The sequence below is a fragment of the Granulicella mallensis MP5ACTX8 genome (genome assembly GCF_000178955.2).
Classification (GTDB): Bacteria; Acidobacteriota; Terriglobia; order Terriglobales; family Acidobacteriaceae; genus Granulicella; species Granulicella mallensis.
Genome location: NC_016631.1, coordinates 559,775 through 577,461 on the forward strand (window position 1 = coordinate 559,775; position 17,687 = coordinate 577,461).

A 17,687-nucleotide genomic window follows, 5' to 3' on the forward strand; every position below is an offset into this window, starting at 1 on the left:
CCTGAGTCGCAAGCCTGGAATCGGGCAATGCTGCGGTTGAGTTTGCCATGCCCGGAATGCTCTCATTGAACCTGGGAAAGGTGCAAGCCAAAACTGCACTATCCCTAGGGATCATATTTATAGGAATTCACACCCCGTTCGCGAGACAATAGCTGTCTTATGCCGAACACCCTCGATCCCAAGCACTCTGCGGAAAATCCGAACCCTCTTGAATCCGCGCCTCTCGCGTATGAGAACGACGAGTTTTTGAACTCGCCGGACGGCCGCATGCTGCGCATTATGGCCGAATACTCCGAGCCGATGGCGCGGTTTCGCCGGGAGCGCATCCAGGATACGGTCGTATTCTTCGGCTCGGCGCGGTTTCGAGCGTTTGACGAGGCCTCTCAGCAGCTCGAACTGCTGGAGAATACGGGTTCCACCAAGCTCGCTCCCCCGGAGGAGCAGCCCGCCCGCGTGGGTGAACCGGAGGAAGACACCACGGAGCTGAAGCACAAGCGCGCCGAGGCCGCGGTCGAGATGGCCCGTTACTACGAGGATGCGCGCACGCTGGCTCGGCTGATGACGGAGTGGTCGTCGAAGCTGCCGGGGCGCAGGCATCGTTTTGTGGTCACGTCGGGCGGCGGCCCAGGCATCATGGAGGCGGCCAACCGCGGCGCGTGGGAGGCCGGCGGCAAGACCATCGGGCTCAACATCAAGCTGCCTTTTGAGCAGATGCCGAACCCCTACATCACGCCCGCGTTGAACCTGAACTTCCACTACTTCTTCATGCGCAAGTATTGGTTTGCCTACCTAGCGAAGGCGCTGGTGGTCTTTCCGGGAGGCTTTGGAACGCTGGACGAGATGTTCGAGCTGCTGACCCTCGCTCAGACGCATAAGCTGGCGAAGAAGATTACGGTCGTCATCTACGGATCGAGCTACTGGAAGAACGTCATCAACCTCGAACTGCTCGCCGAAAAGGGAGCGATCGGGCTCAAGGATATGGACCTCTTCGAGTTTGCCGACACGCCGGAAGAGGCGTTCCACATTCTGCGCGATGGCCTCACGATGAACCACCTCGACGGGGAATCCTCTGGCCAGCGCGACGAGGAACCAATTCCAGCAACACCCGCTCCCAGCGCGCAGGAACTGCTTGGGCCCGATATCGCGAAGACGCAGTCTTAGAAGCAGGAAGTAGGAAACAGCTGCATTTCCTGTTTGTGTGCGTCGTTTCATCGAATCATCGTGGCAGCATGCAAACACTTCGCTGTGGCAAGGACCGGAAGGGCCTGGCTTCAGCCAGGCCGCAAAGGGATGGCTCAAGGCTCATACCGCTCTGCCGAAGGCCGGAGTGAAGGCGCAGCCGCAACGACTGAATTGCTTTCTTTTATGCACCCAAAGACTACAGGGATGGCCTCGGTTTTTCTCACGCCGAACCTGTACTTCATCGATGTTGGTCTTGATGGAGTGTGCCTCTCCAGACGTGCTGCAGAGACTCGTGCCGATGGCCAGACTGGTTCGCCTCCACCAAAGAAAGCAATTCAGTCGTTGCGGCTACGCCTTCACTCCGGCCTTCGGCAGAGCGGAGTAAGTCTTCAGCTTGACCTTATGAGGCAGGGTTGAAACCCTGCCCTTCCGGTTCTTGCCACAGCAGAATGCTTGTACACCTTAGCCTGACGCCCTAGCTTCTCGTAAGAACCCGCAGCAGAGCTCTTGGCCCCACGAGCACAAAGTCCAGCACGACGCGGGGCATCGTGCGCAGATCGTGTGCCAGGGAGGTGCCATGAACTCCGCCGAGCATGACCCCGCGGCGCATGGCGTACCAGCTAAAGCACGATGAGATGGACGCGAAGCAGAACGAGACGATAAGGCCGGTGCCCAGGTGCGGTGTTCCAGCAGCACGGTGTATCCCGAGTTGGGCCAGAAGCATCAGCGAGGGCATGCCAAGCCAGACGACCAGCGCTGTCGCCCAGACCGGCTGTGCGGAGCGCAGGCGTTGCGAGACGGCTCCCAGCAGCCCGGCGGCGAAGATGGCGAAGACAGCTTCCACCAGCATGGCGCGCAGAGCCTTGTGATGGCCTGATTTCAGGTTGCTCGCGAAGAAGGTGCTCGCACGGATCACCGCGCTGATCGCCGCCGCCTTCCAGCTCCACGTGGCGAAGAGCGTTGTGCGAGGGCGCAGTACGATATCCCGCAGGGCCGTTCCTAAAGCTATATCGAGATCGTCCGAATGCGCTGCCTGCGTCGAGTTCATAGCCAAGTTCATAGCGTCGAGTTCATAGCCAAGATAGGTGCATCATAGCGGAGAGCGTGAGTCTCTATCCTCAATCCCATAACAATTGCGTATAGGAAACTCAAGGGGGAGACCTCTGTTCTGCCGAATCTCCGCGTCGTACCTGCTTGATTGACCAGGGGGAATGGGAGAGGGAAATCACTTCTATCTCCCTGCGTTTACATCATTTACTCCAAGCGCTGATAGCATGAGGGCGATGCCGCTGCGGGTTGCGTACTTTCCGGACAGCTTTCATGAAGTCAATGGCGTTGCGCACACCAGCCGCAACTTCGTCGCCTTTGCGCAAAGGCATGGGTTGCCGTTTCTGTGCGTCCGCGCAGGCCGCCGCGCCAATGCCTTTGAGCAGGAAGGCGAACTGCGCACGCTGGAACTGGGCCGCAGCGGGCTGGCGGTGAGCCTTGAGCAGGACCTCCACTTCGACACGCTGTTCTTTCGCTATCGCGACCTGATTTCGCAGACCGTGCGCGACTTTCAGCCGGACGTGATCCATATCACGGGCCCCAGCGAACTGGGTATCTTTGGCGCGTACTTTGCCTGGAAGCTCGGCATCCCGCTGGCTGCAAGCTGGCACACGAATGTGCACGAGTACGCCGCGCGACGGATGCGCTGGCTGACGCGCCACATGGGCAATGCTGGCAAGAGTCTGGACCATGCCACCGAGACCGCTACTCTGGATGCGACCTCGCGGTTCTATCGCCTGGCCAAGGTGCTCTATGCTCCCAACCCCGAACTCTGCGCGCTGTTGGAACGCAAGACCGATCGGCCCTGTTACCTGATGCAGCGTGGAGTTGAGACGGACCTCTTTACTCCCGCGAAACGCACGCGCGGGGAGGACGGAGAGATCGTGCTCGGCTACGTCGGAAGGCTCTCGGTAGAGAAGAACGTCGCGCTGCTGCCTCGGGTCGACGCTGAGTTACGCGCCCGAGGGGTTGCTGCGAAGTGGCTCATCATCGGCCACGGTTCGGAGGAGGCTGTCCTGCGCCGTGAGCTGCCGGAGTCGACGACCTTTGCTGGAGTGCTGCGCGGCGACACGCTGGCCGAGGCCTACGCGAACATGGATCTGCTCGTATTTCCTTCGCACACCGACACCTTCGGCAATGTGGTACTGGAAGCCCTGGCGAGCGGGGTTCCTGCCATCGTGACGCCGGATGGCGGCCCCGCGCATATCGTGCGCGATGGACAGACTGGACGTGTGGCGACCGACGCCGCGTTTGCAGGCGTGATCGCCGAGACGCTCACGCAGCCCGAGCAATTTGCAGCGATGCGAACGGCCGCGCGGGAGTATGCGATGGGCTGCTCGTGGGACGCGGTCTTTGAGCGCGTCTATGCGGCGTATCCGACCAGCCGGTAAGGCGTTCGTCTGGTTCGCTCAGGCCAGGTGGTCGGGGTGCCTGGAGTTGAAGGCGGAGCGGAATTGTCGGGGCGTCTGTCCCTTCGTCTCTTTGAACTGACGATTGAAGTTCGCCAGATTTCGATACCCGACACTATCAGCGATCAGGGAGATCGGTTTATCGGTATGGATCAGGAAGGCGCAGGCGTTGCCGATCCGCAGCCTGGTGACGTATTCGGTCGTCGTCATTCCCGTCTGCAGTTTGAACAGTCGGTGCAAAGAGCTTCTGCTCAGAGCTGCGATCTGGCTGAGTTGGTGAATAGCATTCTGCTCCCGGTAGTGCTCATGCAGGTAGGAGAGAACGCGCCCGATGCGCTCTTCCAACGCATCGGGCATGGCATGGACTGGCGCCGAGGTCAGCGGTCTCGCTTGTACGTCCCGCGACAGCAGGAGCAGGAGTTGCAGCAAAGCCGGCAATCTGTCCTCGGCGGTCTGATCCAGCATGGCGCAGATCATCGGACGGGCCCTGGCTCTTACCTCTTCGGAAAACTCGATGGCCCTGGCCGAGTTTTCAAGGAGCGCCTGTAGGGGGCGTAGCTCAACATGCGGCCGGATCAGGCTCTGTACGAAGGCGTCACTGAACCACAAGACCAGCGCCTGGTGGGTGGGACCTCCTCCGCAGTCTCCGCTGGAGCACCAGGTGTGAGGGATCTTCGGGCCGATGAGGACCAGATCTCCGTCATCGTAGGCGGACATGTTGTCTCCAACAAAGCGCTGCCCGCGGCTGTTCAAGGTCAGTGTCAACTCGTACTCGCTGTTGTAGTGCCACTCGAACGGAATCGCCGGCAGGCGCCGGTCGAACAGGGTCCACGATCCTTCTTTCGAGGCCGCAATGTATTCGAGGTAGGGCTTCATCGTGGGCACCGAATGACGGAATTGTATTCGTTTCGATAGATGATGTGAGATTCCAGTACCGGTTTTTGATACAGGGCGCAAACATGGGCGAAGCCGAACTGCCTATCGTTGTCCTGTGCGCAAGAGCGCGTAAGCAGTTTCCCTGTAGGTGTAGAGTGGGTCACGGATCTGAACGCCGTTTTTTCCCAAGAAAAACGGCACTCGCATGCTCTATCCACTTCTCAGTAACAGGGAAGCTGCTTTAGGAGGCCGTGATGAACCAGACAGCAGTGATGGACGAAAAGGCAGTGGGCAAGCCCGGCGACAACAAACTCACGCCGGCAATTTCTCGGGAATCCCTTCACCTGATCCAGAAGAAGCTGCCTCTGCGGGTGCTTTCCGAGGATGACTTCGCGCACTGGCAGACCTACGGCTTCGTGGTGGTCAAACAAGCTGTGCCCAGGGCCAACGTCGAAGCCCTGAAGAAACTCCTCTGGGAGTTTCAGGAGATGGACCCGAATGACACGTCTACCTGGAACGCGGGTCAACTGCGCGATCATGCGATGAAAGAGTTGAACAACAGCGGCATGGTGGAGATCTACAACCATCAGGCCCTCTGGGATAATCGGCAGAAACAGCGCGTTTACGACGCATTTGTGGACATATGGGACGACGAAAAGCTCTGGGTCACGATCGATCGTGCCAACCTGAACACGCCCAACAGGAGTGGCCGAGCCTTCAGCGGCTTCATCCATACTGACGTCGACACGACGCTCGAACCGCTTCCCGTCAATGTGCAGGGGGTTCTCTCCCTGGTGGACGTCGATGGCGAGACGGGAGGCTTTCAGTGTGTGCCGGAGCTCTTCCACACGTTTGAGGAGTGGAAGAAGCTCCAGCCGGAGGGACGCGACGGCTTCAGGCCTAATGTCGAGGGGTTCGAGGTGTATCCCGTGCCGATGAAGGCCGGCGACCTCATGATCTTCAACAGCCTTCTGGCCCATGGTATCCGTCCGAATACTTCGGAGGACAAGGTGAGGATGGCGCAGTACATCTCGATGACACCCGCGGCGGAGAGCAATGACGAGTTGCGCGAGCGAAGGATTCAGTCGTGGAGGGAACGCCGGGCACCGGAGGGGTTTGCCTTTCCGGGGGATCCGCGCGAGTGGGAGCGGACGAAGTACGAGACAGCTGCCCTTACTCCCCTGGGTCGTAAGCTGCTTGGGCTTGATTCGTGGAGTTGAGCTGCTAATACGAGTGCAGCTCTCCAATGAAGACACTCCAGGGCGCGAGGGTCAGTTGCTGGGTCGTCTGGAAGCGCATGTTTGCTTTGTCGGAGACCAGCAGCATGCGCAGGCCGCCAGGACGCAGGTGCAGGCGCTCTATATCGTTCTGGAGCGAGAGTGTCGTGGTTTTCGACGAGAGGTTACAGGCAATAATGACGGTCCCCGTCTCGCGCACACCCGGAGCTTGGCGTACCCATACCAGGGCGTTGTCGGCGTTGTGATCGAGTACGGAGAGCGAGCCCGTCTGCAGCGCCGGACTTCCGTGGTGCAACTGGCTCAGCCTGCGATAGAAGTTCAGAAGGGAATCGGGATTTAGATCCTCGATGGCTACATTCAGCGATTCATGCCCTGGGACGGAGGCCTCTGCGGGGAGCTTTCCGGAGGTGAATCCCATCAGAGAATCCGGATCGGCGCTTGGTTCGCCCGTCCTCGGATCAATGGGCCGGGGTTTGGGCTTGGTGGGAGGAGGAACATAAGGAACGAAGGCGGTGTAGACGTCTTCGCGCTGGGGTGGCGGCGTTGGCTTGGGAGCTTCCGCCACGGGCTCAGTTGGCTTTGGAAGCGTGATGTTGCCGGGAGTCCACTGCATCGTGGAAGCGCGCTCGATTCCGATCTCCTGCCCATCATGCAGCGAGGCAGGCCCATGCGAGGCAAACAGCATCGTGGCGGCGATCTTCGCCAGCGAAGCCTCTGGTGGCGTCTGTTCATCGAGCTGCAGGACAAGAGGTATGTCCGGAGAGGCTTGCACTGCGGCCAGCTCGCTGCGGTAGTTCTCCAGAGTCGCAGCCCCTTTGCCGAGGTTGAAGTCGACCAGTTCGTGAGATGCACCGCGCTGCCCATGACGGGCTGTTGCTGCGGCGGGGTCGTTATCGGTGAGCAGGATGCGGTCGCCGGGAAAGCCGTTGACCAGCTGGCGGAGAGGCTGCAGGGGGTCTGCTGTTCCGGCCGGGCCTGCAAACAGCGAACTCTTCGCATAGAGCCCTGCCGCTCCGCGCGTCAGCCAGGATCTCGCCTCGGCCAGGGCTTGTTGTGCCCCTCCTTCGTGGTGGGGTGCAAGCTCGACGACGATTCGCACATGGCGGCTGGTCGCCTCGCTGAGCAGATCGTCGAAGCCCGCATCGTCGAAGGGCGACTCGAGTACGATGGCATCGACCCCGAGGGTCTGCAGGTAGTCCAGCCGTTGCGCAACGCCGCGCAGGTCACCTGTGCCATCTCCGTCGGAGTCCTGGAAGTTTTTGGGCTGGACGCGATAGAAGACGGCGTTCTGCCACCAGGTCTCCTGCGTAAGGCCTGAGCCCGCCCAGCCGGGGCGTGCGAGGGTCTGGGCTGCCACCGGGATAGCGGGCGGCACGCAGAGCAGGAAGACGCTACAGAGAAGGATTGTCCGTTGGTTCAGAATCTGCATAGACAAGACCATTCCTCACTTTGATGCTACGTGAGAAACGGTCCGTGGATAGGCTTGGGTTATTTGCCCAGACGTGAGTTACTTGCCCAGATAGGTACGGTAACGCGTCTCGACGACGCCGGTGTTACGCGCGAGCTGCAGCTTGGCCACGTTGTACTGGTAGAGCGCGCTCACAAGCTGTGCATTCGCGCCTGTCACCGTCGCTTGTGCGTCCACCACTTCAAGGTTCGTGTCGACGCCCGCGGTAAAGCGGTCGCGCACATCGGAGAGCTCCTGTTTGGCGAGTTCGACGTTGCTCTGCGCTACCTTTACCAGCTCATTCGCAGCGTTCACGTCGAGCATCGCCGAACGAATCTGGGAGTCGATGGCGACGCGCAGGTCAGCTTCGCGCTGCCGCAGATTCGTAATCTGGGCGCTTACCTGCTGCTCTTCTCCACGCTGTGCGGCTTCCCGGAAGATGGGGAACTTCAGGCTGCCCTGGGCCGTGAAGACGCCGTGGTACAGGCCTCCGGTTTCACCCAGAACGCCGTAGAAGCCGTTGAAGGCCAGGGTCGGCAGGCGTTGATACTTCACGGCGCGCAACTCGCGCCCGTAGACGTCGGCCTCCGCCTGCAGGCTCAGGAAGTCTTTGCGATGCTGGTAGGCCGTTGCTTTGGCCTGGTCGAGGTCCATATCCGCAAGCTGTTGGAACGGCGCCGTATCGGTGAGTTGAAGCTGCTGTCCGGCGGGCAGGCCCATGATGCGGTTGAGCTGGATGGTGTCTTCGGCTAACTGGGTTGCCGCCGAGATGCTGGATTGATCGCGCTGCTGATATTCCACCTGGGCGCGGAGAGCATCGAGACGGATGCCGACGCCGGCCTTGAGGCGATCGGTGGCCTGTTCGAAGAGCGTTTTGGCCGACTCTTCTTCAGCCTGCGCATTGGTCAGCGTGGCCTGGTCGGCGAGGACCTTTAGATAAGCGGTGCTAACGGCCAGTACGAGGTTTCCGCGACCATTCAGTGTGTTCAGGTCGACGACGGCTGCTTCGCGCTTTGCGCCGCGATAGAGCTCGTAAGCCGATAGATCGAACACCGTCTGGTCGGCGTTGATCTGCGCCTGCGTGGTGTTGACTTTGACGATAGTGGGGAACTGACTGGGATCAAAGCCAAACTGGGCAATGAGCGAAGACTTAAAACCCAGGGCCGCGAGATTGATCTGTTGCGCGCTGCTTTGGGCTGTGACGCTCAACGAGGGCAGAAGCGCATTGATGACAGTGTATTGGTCGCCGCGTACGGTGCGTTGGTTCGCGCGGTCGTACTTGATGCGCAGGTTGCGCTCCAGGCCGAACGAGATCGCATCATCCAGCGAAAGCGGCAGAGGACCGTCTTTGGGAAGCTCAACAATGATGCCGCCCGGTCCCATGGTCTTGCTGGGAGCAGTAAAGATCATTCCCGACCCAGCGGGTCGCCCTTGCGTCGTGTCTTCCAGTGCCAGCACAGCGCTGGGGGCCGAAGGCAGGCTGGCCGTCGCCGAGACCGGAGTCTGCTGCGCCGGTAGGGCGTGGCCCGTGGCCAATACAGCGGCCAGCGCTACAGCTGAAGAGAATCGATGTCGTTGCAAAGTCACTGTCATTAGAGTGCCACGCAGAGGAAGGAGATGCGAAATATCGGGAGAAAAGTTCTCAGTTGTCCGTTACCAGTTCTCCGTTGCAGACTATCGCGGTTTCGTTGAACCGAGAACTGGCAACGGAAAACTGGCAACGCTGGATATTTGGGATATCTACGGATTTTTGAGCAGGCCTGCTGCCTCAGGCAGGCTATGTGCCGGTGAGGGCTTCCAGCCGGTTTTTACCTCGTCCTCCTGGGTTCCGATGGTCTTGAAGAGTGCGTGTCCCCCGATGTGGACGTGTGTTTCGGTAATCTGCCACAGACCGGGTGCGATCTCGCGGCGTTCGATATCGAAGGTGCCGCCCTGGTTTAGCTTTCCGATGAGGCCGAAGGCGATTTTGATGTCTCCGACCAGCTTGCCGCGCAGGGTGCGGATGCGATTACCGTTCTTCACGATGACCATCTGTCCGGCCATCGTTCCCATGACATGCGATTCCATGTTCGGGGGATCGAAGGCGGGATTCGGCTGGTAGGCCAGGGTGATGGTCTCCGGGGTCTCGCTGACGATCGTCCAGAGGTAGGCTTTGGGGAGCATCTTCAGCATGGAAGAGGCCTGTTCGTCGTCGTGCGCATCTTCTTTGCGCTGTTTGGCCTGGGCGGAGCGATCGTTGGCGTACTCAGAGATACGGCTCATCTCCTCATCGCTGGCTGCACCATCCAGGGGCCGGCCCCACCGTTCCACGATGCGCTTCAACTCGCCGTCGGGTGTCTGGACAGCCTGATAGGTGACGTCTTTGCCGGGGGTCACATCGTGGCCTCGATAGATCCAGAGGCTCTTATCGGTTTGGGCGGCGGACAGTTCGGACTGCACGGCGGCTTCAACCGCCTGCTGAGCCTGAAGCTGTGAAGTCTGCGCGTGGAGGTTCTGCGGGGAATACAACGCGGCCACCAGCGTAAAAGCGACCAACGACAAATTTCCGGTGGAGCAGCGTACCAGCATCGTTTCAGATTAGATGCTGGAGGGGCCCTTGTGGTTAAAAGGCGTTATTCCGGAACAATCTTTACGAAGATGCCGTCGGGCAGGCTCGCGCTTCCGAGCAGATGCACCACCCCGTCGCGGGTAAAGCCGCGAAGCATTCCTGCCGGAGGTTTTTGCGGAGCGCTGGCTGGTGAAGCCAGACCGGGGGACTCATGTACTCCTCCAAGACTGGGGGGCTGGGACGGTGCGGTCGATTTTGAAGGGTAGGGTGTTGCACGCGGAGTTGGGGCCGTCTCACCGGCGGCGCGCGGGCGCTTCATGCCCCGGTCCATCGCTTCGTTGGCCAGGCGGTCGGCGTCCTTGTTCTTGTGGCGCAGGGCGTGGCTGATCTGGAAGCCGTCGAGCTGCGCGATACGGCGGCGGGCCTCTTCCCAGAGGGGGCGCAGGTCAGGCGAGTTCACCTTGTACTTGCCCTGGATCTGCTTGACCATCAACTCGGAGTCGGAGACGACGCGGAGATTCTTGTAGCCATTGTCCAGCGCCCATTGGAGGCAGCCAAGCAGACCGGAGTATTCGGCGTAGTTGTTGGTGCGGATGCCGAGGAACTCGCTGAGTTCGGCCAGAACCAGACCCGCCTCATCCTGGATGAGGGCTCCATAGCCGGAGGGGCCGGGATTGCCGCGGGCACCTCCGTCGCAGTGTGCAGAGATCCAGGAGGCGGTGTTCTTCCGCGGTTCAACAACGCGCGGTTCGGACGGTTCGGGGAAAAGCGAAGACATTGAGACAAGTGTAAATGGTTCGAAAAAGCGATCGATCGTAACGTAAGGCAATTCAACCCACATCCACGAAAAGGGTCAGATCTTTAGGCGGATTTGCCTTCAATGAGCGAAGACGGTCCTCAAGATTCGAGACGTGAATCTCCAGTTTGTGGCCATCCGGGTCAAGGAAGTAGAACGATGCGCCGGGGCTTCGATTGTCTTGCCAGCAGATCACTTGCGCCTTTTGTAGCTGCTCAACGAGCCTTGAGAATTCCGGGGTGGAGACTGTGAAGGCGGTGTGCGTGTATTCAGGAAGACTTGCGGTACGGGCCTCAGGGTCAAGTGTCAGGCACACCCAATCGGTTCCCGCTTCCAGATAGGCCCCTTTGTACCACTTGGCGATCGGTCGTAGGCCCAGCAGTTGGCTGTAAAAGTGAAACGATCTGTCGAGATCGCTAACCGCGAAGGTGATGTGATTGATCCCGCTTATCAAGAAACTTGTCCTCCAAAACCAGCGTAAGCGCTTCGAGATACATCCAAAGGACAGATCACGAATTTTCAGGGGCGTTTCGCTTACCTTCCGCTAACCGGCTTCGTCTATCGAGGTGTAGTCACCTGACTCCGGAGTCAGACAAGCATGAGCGTAGTAGAGGCGATCGTCCTTCCCGGCGAGACCAGCCGCCGTCGTCCCAGTCCCTTCGCCCTCGGCCTGCAGCAGGCACCAGGTAGCGCTGCAGAGGTAAAATCAGCGGCAGGTATGCCGAAAGCCGCCGCACAACCCGGTACGCGTGCCAAACTGTCCACCGAGCAACTTGAGGCACGGCAGCAGCAGCGCGCTGAAGACGACGAATTGATCCGCGCGGCCCAGAAGGGCGATCGCGCGGCCTTCGATACGCTCGTCCGCCGTTATGACCGCAGCGTGCTTCGTCTCGCGCTGCATGTGCTTGGTAATGAACAAGATGCACAGGATGTTCACCAGGACGCGTTCATCAAGGCATACCGCCACCTGTCGAACTTCCGCTTCGAGTGCTCGTTCTATACGTGGCTGTACCGCATCGTCACGAACCTGTGTCTGGACCAGCTTCGCCGCCGCAAGAGCCGCCGCGAAGACCCGTCGACCGTTCTGGATAGCTCGGGCGACGAGATCGATCTGCTGGCCAATCTGCAGGATGGCCGTGCGATGGCCAACCCGGCTCGCGAGCTGGAGCGTAAGGGCATGAACGAGGCCATCCAGAGCGCACTGGCGGAGTTGACGCCACGTGAGCGCACAGTCTTCGAGTTGAAGCACTACCAGGGGCTCAAGCTGCGCACCATCGGCGAGATGCTCTCCACGACGGAAGAGACGGCGAAGAACACGCTCTTCCGGGCAACAAGAAAGTTGCGAGCACGGCTCGCGGACGTTCGATAAGAAGTAAAAGCAGGGATTGGAAGAAGAAGTAGAGCAAGGATTGGAAGTACGGGCTCGTCGTCAGATCGTGAATTGGCAATAAATCAGTGGCCGTAGAGCCGCATGCAGCAAAGGTAATACCACTCAGAGGCTGGTTAGAGGTACGCAAACATGACGTGTGAAAACGCACAACAGAACATCATCCTCGCGCAGTATGGCGAGCTTCCGGACGAATTGCAGTTTCCGCTGGAACAGCACATCGCAGGATGCGAAGACTGCCGCCGCGAGTGGAAGGCCCTGCTGGCTCTGAACGAGGAGCTCGCGCTGACGCCGATGCAGGAGCCCTCGCCGAACCTTCTGGCGGCCTCGCGCATGCGGCTGGACGAGGCGCTCGATGCCATGCCGGCCCGCTCGCTCTCGCAAAGCTTCTTCGGCAGTGCCTTCCGCTGGCTGGGCTACGTGCAGGGAGCTCCCGCGCTCACCACGCTTCTGCTCGGAGCGGGCTTTCTGGGCGGCAACTTTATCGCGCGCTACCAGGTCGCCCATGCGCCCAAGCTGCCGACGCCGGTCATTCTTTCGAACTCGACCAACGGCGCGATCGCGAGCGTTTCGGGCATCGTGCAGACGCCCAACTCCGACCTGGTGCAGGTGAACTACAACCGGCTGGTGCCGGAGACCGTGCAGGGATCGCTCGATGACCCGCAGATTCGCCAGTTGCTAATGCTTGGCACCAAGCTCGCGACCAGCAACGATGTTCATGCCAATTCGGTGGCGCTGCTGGCCAGCGAGTGCGCGGCCGGCCATCGCTGCGACGCGGACGGTACAAGTGAGGGAGCCACCGGCATTCGCACGGCGTTGCTGGCTTCGCTGCGTAACGACAAGAGCCCGGAAGTCCGGCTCAAGGCATTGGCTGGATTGCAGCCCTATGTGGCCCAGGACGAACACGTTCGCGATGCCGTACTGGGAGCGCTGATGCATGACAAGAGCGCTGATGTCCGCACACAGGCCGTCTCGATGCTGGAGCCGGTGCAGGGAGACTCCAGCGTGCGGCAGGTGCTGCGCACGGTTTCGTCGCAGGATGCCAATCCGGCCATTCGCACCGCGTCGTTCCAGGCTCTACAAGGTGCGGCAGATATCCAGTAATGCCAGAATCGCTACAACTCGAGCTTGTGCGACTGAGCCTCTCTCCACAGAATCGAGAGGGACATCCCTTTGTGTTTTCGCGGAGGGGCGGAGCGCTCTTCTGCTTGCTTGCTCTCACGCTGACCTTCACAGTCGCGCCCCGTTTGCTGGCGCTCACCTCGCAGCAACTGCGCGGTACTGTCGGGGGGCATGAACATGTCGCCGGATATCTTGGAGTCGGGTTTCATGACATCACCGACGATCAGGTTGCAGCGCTGCATCTGCAAAAGGGACGCGGTGCCGAGATCATTCTGGTCGATCACGATGGGCCTGCGGGCAAGGCGGGGTTGCAGCCGCATGACATCGTCGTGCAGATCAACGGTCAGCCTATCGAGGGAGCAGAGGTCTTGCGGCGCATCATTCGCGATGCCGGCGCGGGGACAGCGATAGGGCTATCGGTCGTGCGCGACGGACATCCCGTCTCGCTGATCGTGCAACTGGCCGATCGCGATGAGGTCGCCCGCCGCGCCTGGCAGGAGCACATGATAGCGTCCGATCCGCCGACAGACGATACGGTCGATGGCAGCGTGGATGGCAATACGGCCGATTCCGCTCCCCGGTCAGCCCATACCCAGGGCTTTATCGGCAGCATGCTGCACATTGGGCCGTACACAGGGGTTGCGCTGGAGGCGATGGAGCCGCAGCTTGCCGGATTCTTTGGGGCTGCGCATGGCGTAGGCCTTCTGGTTCACACGGTCGAGCCCAACAGCCCGGCTGCGGTCGCAGGGCTGCGTGCGGGAGATGTCGTTTTGCGCGCGGACAGCGTTGCCATGATCTCCACAGCCGCATGGGCCAAGCACCTGCATCTGAGCAAAGGTCGCCCGATTGCGTTGACTGTGTTGCGTGATAAACGAGAGCAGACGCTGATCTTAATTCCTGACAGCAAGAAGCGGTCGGCGGTGGTGATGCCGCAGCTCTTCGATGAGCCGGTTGTGGTTGTTTCGTATCTGCAATAAGCCTGTAGCGATAGACTCGAACTCAAACGCCAAAGGTGCGTTCTATGCCAACCCCGGACATGGCCCTGGGCTGGCATAGAACGCACCTTAGCTTCGTACGTAAGTTACGACTTTACGACTGCAGCGGGCTTGCCTTCCTGCACATAGTTCTTGTTCCATGCAGGGATTTCGGCAACGTAGGCACCGGGTTTTTCGATGACGCACTGGCAGCCGAGCCGTGAGTTCAGCTGTAGGCCGGGAGCCAGGTCCAGGCGGTCGAGTTCGAGATCTTCAGCCTCGGAGACGCCCTTTTCGCCTTCCTTCAGGAAGATGTGGCAGGTCGTGCAGGCGGAGACTCCGCCGCAGGCGTGATCGAGGAAGATGCCGTAGTTTTCGGCTACGTCGAGAAAGCTCATCGGCTGGCCGTGGCCGTCGTAGGGCAGCGAGCCGAAGGGGAACTCGACGGTCTTATTTTCTGGTTGGAAGGTCACGCGGACGAGATTCTCCGCGGGTGGCTTGGAGAGGTCTACTTCAGGAAGCGGGTTTTGTGCGTGCTCGGACATGTCTTCCTCTATTTTAGTCTTCTGTCGATTCGCCCGGCGTCTCGGGATCGTTCTCGGCCGTTTCAATCTCGTTTCTGGGCTTCGAATCTTCCACTTCAGCCTTGGCGAAGGCATGCGGTGCGTTGGGTGCGGTGCCGAGGCCTTCGCCCGCGGCCTGCATGGTCTTGCCGCCGAGCGCGCCGGTGACGGCCGTGTCCATCATGATCTCGGCGAAACGGCGCGTCTTCTTATCGAGATGCTCGATCGCGTTGCGGATGACCTTATAGTCACCGCCGGAGATGGAGGCCTTGAGTTCGAGAGCGGCGGCCTTGATCTCTTCGTGTTCAAGCGAAGTGAGTTGCTGCCACGCGGCTGATTTCTCACCCTTTTCGACGGCGGCGAGGATCGTCTCCGCCTCGTTCTTGGCTTCGATCACCTGGCGCGCGGTGATGTCCTCTTCGGCGTTATCGAAGGAGTCGAGAATCATGGTCTCTACCTGCTCGTCGGTGAGTCCATAGGTGGGCTTTACTTCGACCTTTGCCTCTTGTCCGCTGCGCTGTTCGCGCGCGCTGACGTGGAGGATGCCGTTGGCGTCGATGAGGAATTTGACCTCGATGCGTGGCAGGCCGGCGACCATCGGGGGGATGTTCTTGAGGTCGAAGCGGGCCAGCGAGCGGCAGTCCTTCGCGAGTTCGCGCTCGCCCTGAAGCACGTGAATCGCGACGTTGGTCTGGCCGTCGACACCGGTGGTGAAGTGCTCGGTGGCACTGGCGGGGATCGTCGAGTTGCGCTGAATGATCTTGGCGACGACACCGCCGAGGGCTTCGATGCCCAGGGAGAGCGGTGTTACATCCAGCAACAGCAGGTCGTTGGTCGCGGCGTTTTCCGAGCCGGAGAGAATCTGCGCCTGCACGGCTGCGCCGAGTGCGACCACTTCGTCAGGGTTGAGTTCGGTATGCAGTTTCTTGCCGCGGGCTTCCAGATCGAACAGCCCGGTGACCAGCGTGCGCACGGCGGGAATGCGCGTGGAACCGCCAACCATGACGACTTCGTCGATCTGGTCGGAGGTGAGACCTGCGTCCTTCAGCGCCTGCTTGCAGGGGCCGGCAGTGCGCTCGATGACGCTCGCGATAAGCTGCTCGAACTGGGTACGGGTGATCTCGCGGAGGTACTGCTGGCCGCCCGGGAGCTCGAGAATAAGGCGCGTGGAATCTGCGGATGACAACTCGATCTTCGCCTCGATGACGGCCTTGCGCAGCGCCTGGATCGCTTCGGGATTCGTGCTGATGTCGAGCCCAAGGTCGCCCTTGATGTCGTCGAGTGCGACGGCGGTGAGCAGGTTGTCGATGTCGTCGCCGCCGAGGTGCGTATCGCCGCCGGTCGCGATGACCTCGAAGATGCCCTCGTGCAGCTTGAGGATGGAGATGTCGAAGGTGCCGCCGCCGAAGTCGTAGACGGCGATGACGCCATCGCGTTTCTTGTCGAGACCGTAGGCCAGTGCGGCGGCTGTCGGCTCGTTGACCAGACGCAGGACTTCGAGTCCGGCGATGCGGCCGGCATCCTTGGTGGCCTGGCGCTGAGCGTCGTTGAAGTATGCGGGCACGGTGATGACGGCTTTGGTCACTTCAGCGCCGAAGAAGCGTTCCGCATTCTTCTTGAGTTGCAACAGGATGTAGGCGGAGACCTCGGGCGGGGTGAGGGTGAGGCCACCGATGTTGAGCTTCAGGACCTCGCCTGCCTTGAGCCCTTCGGCAAGCTGGAAGGGGAAGAGCTTCAACTCGGGTTCGACGTCGGCGAGGTCACGGCCCATCAGCCGTTTGACGGAGTAGATAGCGTTTGCCGAGTTGGTCAGAAGGACATTACGCGCGGCGTTGCCGACTGAAAATCCCTGGGCCGTATCCTGATCGAACGCGACGACCGAGGGAACGATCGGCGAGCCGTCTTCTCCGGGAATGACGGCCGGAGTGTCACCCTGCATGAAGGCGATGAGCGAGTTGGTGGTGCCGAGATCTATACCGACGACGCGCTGCTGAGCTTGTTGCTGTTCTGACACGAAAATCCTCTTTCATGGGCGCTGTCGCGAGACAGAAGCGCCAATGACTATTGTCTTACATCGCGGACGGAGTTTGTCCTATATCGTACTGGAGACCTGCAAAATTACGGTACAAATACCAGGCGAGTGGCTTGTTCTTTTTCGTTCCAGAGAGCTTCGACTTCGCTCAGAGGCACGGTTTTGATACTGAATGCGAAGGGTTTTTGTGCAGCGGCTTGAAAGAACTCCGCAATGGCCTGGCTGATCTGGCTGAGCGACGCACTGCCGAAGCCGCTGCCGAGAAGCTCCAGTCCGGAACTGCGCAGTGTGGCCGCAGGCAGGGAGATATTGGCTCCGGCGCTCGATCCGATCTGGACGAAACGCACACGCGTGGAGGTGGTTTTCAGCCCTTTCTTCGCGATGGCCTGAAGCGCGGCCTCGGCGGGAGCGCCCCAGAGATAATCGAGCACGACATCGATGCCTTGATCGAACTCAGCGCGGAACGCGGCTACCAGGGCCTCGGGCGCTTGCTCGAGAGAGATGACTGCATCTGCGCCAAACTCTTTGAGCTTCGCTAAAGCTTCCGGGTTACGGCCCGCAGCGACGACGCGCCTCGCACCGAGACGCTTGGCGATCTGTATGGAAAGCTGCCCGGAGACGCCTGTCGCGCCAAGAATCAGAACGCTTTCACCGGCCACGAACTTGGCTCGCACCGTGAGTGCGGCCCAGGAGGACATGGCGGGGTTAGCGATTCCGGCAGTGGTCGCATCGTCTAATCCCTCGGGCAATGGCAGGCACATCCAGCTTGGGGCCAGAGTGCGTTCGGCGAAGGTGCCGAAAGGGCTTCGCGCCACGCCGAAGAAGACGCGTGTTCCATCTTCCAGTCGCCCGACGCCATCGACGCCGGGAATAAACGGCAGTTCGCCGGTGCTGCCATAGTGCGTACCGTTGGCCAGCGACTTCACGATGGGGTGCAGCGCGGCTGCGGTTACTGTGACAAGTTTTTCGCCTTCAGCCTCAACTGGGTCGGCGAAGGTCGTGTAACGGGGAGGAGCATTGAAGGCGTGGACGACGGCAGCGTTCATTAAATTCTCTCCTGGCAATT

At 60.4% G+C, this 17,687-nt stretch carries 16 protein-coding genes; 6 read left to right on the top strand and 10 right to left on the bottom strand.

The annotated features are described in order from the left end of the window. The first annotated feature begins 159 nt into the window (after positions 1–159). Positions 160–1,161, top strand: a complete 1,002-nt coding sequence (locus tag ACIX8_RS02325) for an LOG family protein (protein WP_014263708.1) — start codon at positions 160–162, stop codon at positions 1,159–1,161. Between the two features lie 496 nt (positions 1,162–1,657). On the opposite strand, the gene ACIX8_RS02330 is transcribed toward ACIX8_RS02325, so the two are convergent. After that, positions 1,658–2,242 (bottom strand): hypothetical protein, encoded by a 585-nt coding sequence (locus ACIX8_RS02330; protein WP_223295452.1) that lies wholly within the window; start codon positions 2,240–2,242, stop codon positions 1,658–1,660. A gap of 223 nt (positions 2,243–2,465) precedes the next feature. On the opposite strand from ACIX8_RS02330, the gene ACIX8_RS02335 reads away from it, so the two are divergent. Next, the gene (locus ACIX8_RS02335; protein ID WP_223295453.1) at positions 2,466–3,620 is read left to right on the top strand and encodes a glycosyltransferase; all 1,155 of its coding nucleotides are present in this window, start codon (positions 2,466–2,468) and stop codon (positions 3,618–3,620) included. 18 nt (positions 3,621–3,638) lie between these two features. Here ACIX8_RS02335 and ACIX8_RS02340 read toward each other — a convergent pair whose 3' ends face one another. Further along, positions 3,639–4,514, bottom strand: coding sequence for a helix-turn-helix domain-containing protein (locus tag ACIX8_RS02340; protein WP_014263711.1), 876 nt, complete (start codon positions 4,512–4,514; stop codon positions 3,639–3,641). A gap of 254 nt (positions 4,515–4,768) precedes the next feature. On the opposite strand from ACIX8_RS02340, the gene ACIX8_RS02345 reads away from it, so the two are divergent. Next, positions 4,769–5,734 carry a phytanoyl-CoA dioxygenase family protein gene (locus ACIX8_RS02345; protein WP_014263712.1) on the top strand — a complete coding sequence of 322 codons (966 nt, stop codon included), beginning with the start codon at positions 4,769–4,771 and terminating at the stop codon, positions 5,732–5,734. A 4-nt stretch (positions 5,735–5,738) separates the two neighbouring features. Here ACIX8_RS02345 and ACIX8_RS02350 read toward each other — a convergent pair whose 3' ends face one another. The 5 genes from ACIX8_RS02350 to ACIX8_RS02370 all read right to left on the bottom strand — a co-directional run bounded on the left by ACIX8_RS02350 (position 5,739) and on the right by ACIX8_RS02370 (position 10,997). Beyond that, positions 5,739–7,181: an alpha-amylase family glycosyl hydrolase gene (locus ACIX8_RS02350; RefSeq protein WP_014263713.1), complete on the bottom strand. Its 1,443-nt coding sequence runs from the start codon at positions 7,179–7,181 to the stop codon at positions 5,739–5,741. Between the two features lie 78 nt (positions 7,182–7,259). Beyond that, positions 7,260–8,786, bottom strand: coding sequence for a TolC family protein (locus ACIX8_RS02355; RefSeq protein ID WP_396248591.1), 1,527 nt, complete (start codon positions 8,784–8,786; stop codon positions 7,260–7,262). A gap of 153 nt (positions 8,787–8,939) precedes the next feature. Further along, a complete protein-coding gene (locus ACIX8_RS02360) occupies positions 8,940–9,734 on the bottom strand; it encodes a hypothetical protein (protein WP_150110463.1) in 795 nt (264 codons plus the stop codon). A 77-nt stretch (positions 9,735–9,811) separates the two neighbouring features. Then, positions 9,812–10,525, bottom strand: coding sequence for a ribonuclease HI family protein (locus ACIX8_RS02365; protein ID WP_150110464.1), 714 nt, complete (start codon positions 10,523–10,525; stop codon positions 9,812–9,814). A gap of 52 nt (positions 10,526–10,577) precedes the next feature. Then, positions 10,578–10,997 carry a fosfomycin resistance glutathione transferase gene (locus tag ACIX8_RS02370; RefSeq protein ID WP_014263717.1) on the bottom strand — a complete coding sequence of 140 codons (420 nt, stop codon included), beginning with the start codon at positions 10,995–10,997 and terminating at the stop codon, positions 10,578–10,580. Between the two features lie 144 nt (positions 10,998–11,141). Between ACIX8_RS02370 and ACIX8_RS02375 the strand changes: the two genes are divergently transcribed. From ACIX8_RS02375 to ACIX8_RS02385, 3 genes are all read left to right on the top strand, one after another. Continuing rightward, complete coding sequence (locus tag ACIX8_RS02375) at positions 11,142–11,912, top strand: RNA polymerase sigma factor (RefSeq protein WP_014263718.1); 771 nt, start codon at positions 11,142–11,144, stop codon at positions 11,910–11,912. A 150-nt stretch (positions 11,913–12,062) separates the two neighbouring features. After that, positions 12,063–13,034, top strand: coding sequence for a HEAT repeat domain-containing protein (locus ACIX8_RS02380; protein ID WP_014263719.1), 972 nt, complete (start codon positions 12,063–12,065; stop codon positions 13,032–13,034). Positions 13,035–13,138: 104 nt separating this feature from the next. Beyond that, positions 13,139–14,029, top strand: a complete 891-nt coding sequence (locus tag ACIX8_RS02385) for a PDZ domain-containing protein (RefSeq protein WP_190273739.1) — start codon at positions 13,139–13,141, stop codon at positions 14,027–14,029. A gap of 104 nt (positions 14,030–14,133) precedes the next feature. On the opposite strand, the gene ACIX8_RS02390 is transcribed toward ACIX8_RS02385, so the two are convergent. The 3 genes from ACIX8_RS02390 to ACIX8_RS02400 all read right to left on the bottom strand — a co-directional run bounded on the left by ACIX8_RS02390 (position 14,134) and on the right by ACIX8_RS02400 (position 17,667). Then, complete coding sequence (locus ACIX8_RS02390; protein ID WP_014263721.1) at positions 14,134–14,571, bottom strand: 2Fe-2S iron-sulfur cluster-binding protein; 438 nt, start codon at positions 14,569–14,571, stop codon at positions 14,134–14,136. A gap of 13 nt (positions 14,572–14,584) precedes the next feature. Further along, entirely contained in the window at positions 14,585–16,603 is a 2,019-nt protein-coding gene (hscA, locus tag ACIX8_RS02395; protein ID WP_014263722.1) for a Fe-S protein assembly chaperone HscA, read from the bottom strand. A gap of 104 nt (positions 16,604–16,707) precedes the next feature. Beyond that, a complete protein-coding gene (locus ACIX8_RS02400; protein ID WP_014263723.1) occupies positions 16,708–17,667 on the bottom strand; it encodes a quinone oxidoreductase family protein in 960 nt (319 codons plus the stop codon). Between the last annotated feature and the right edge of the window lie 20 nt (positions 17,668–17,687).

Excerpts from the sequence above, each read along its gene's own strand:
- ACIX8_RS02325 (WP_014263708.1), top strand. The coding sequence starts at position 160 with ATGCCGAACACCCTCGATCCCAAGCACTCTGCGGAAAATCCGAACCCT.
- ACIX8_RS02330 (WP_223295452.1), bottom strand. The coding sequence starts at position 2,242 with ATGAACTTGGCTATGAACTCGACGCAGGCAGCGCATTCGGACGATCTC.
- ACIX8_RS02335 (WP_223295453.1), top strand. The coding sequence starts at position 2,466 with ATGCCGCTGCGGGTTGCGTACTTTCCGGACAGCTTTCATGAAGTCAAT.
- ACIX8_RS02340 (WP_014263711.1), bottom strand. The coding sequence starts at position 4,514 with ATGAAGCCCTACCTCGAATACATTGCGGCCTCGAAAGAAGGATCGTGG.
- ACIX8_RS02345 (WP_014263712.1), top strand. The coding sequence starts at position 4,769 with ATGAACCAGACAGCAGTGATGGACGAAAAGGCAGTGGGCAAGCCCGGC.
- ACIX8_RS02350 (WP_014263713.1), bottom strand. The coding sequence starts at position 7,181 with ATGCAGATTCTGAACCAACGGACAATCCTTCTCTGTAGCGTCTTCCTG.
- ACIX8_RS02365 (WP_150110464.1), bottom strand. The coding sequence starts at position 10,525 with ATGTCTTCGCTTTTCCCCGAACCGTCCGAACCGCGCGTTGTTGAACCG.
- ACIX8_RS02375 (WP_014263718.1), top strand. The coding sequence starts at position 11,142 with ATGAGCGTAGTAGAGGCGATCGTCCTTCCCGGCGAGACCAGCCGCCGT.
- ACIX8_RS02380 (WP_014263719.1), top strand. The coding sequence starts at position 12,063 with ATGACGTGTGAAAACGCACAACAGAACATCATCCTCGCGCAGTATGGC.
- ACIX8_RS02390 (WP_014263721.1), bottom strand. The coding sequence starts at position 14,571 with ATGTCCGAGCACGCACAAAACCCGCTTCCTGAAGTAGACCTCTCCAAG.
- ACIX8_RS02400 (WP_014263723.1), bottom strand. The coding sequence starts at position 17,667 with ATGAACGCTGCCGTCGTCCACGCCTTCAATGCTCCTCCCCGTTACACG.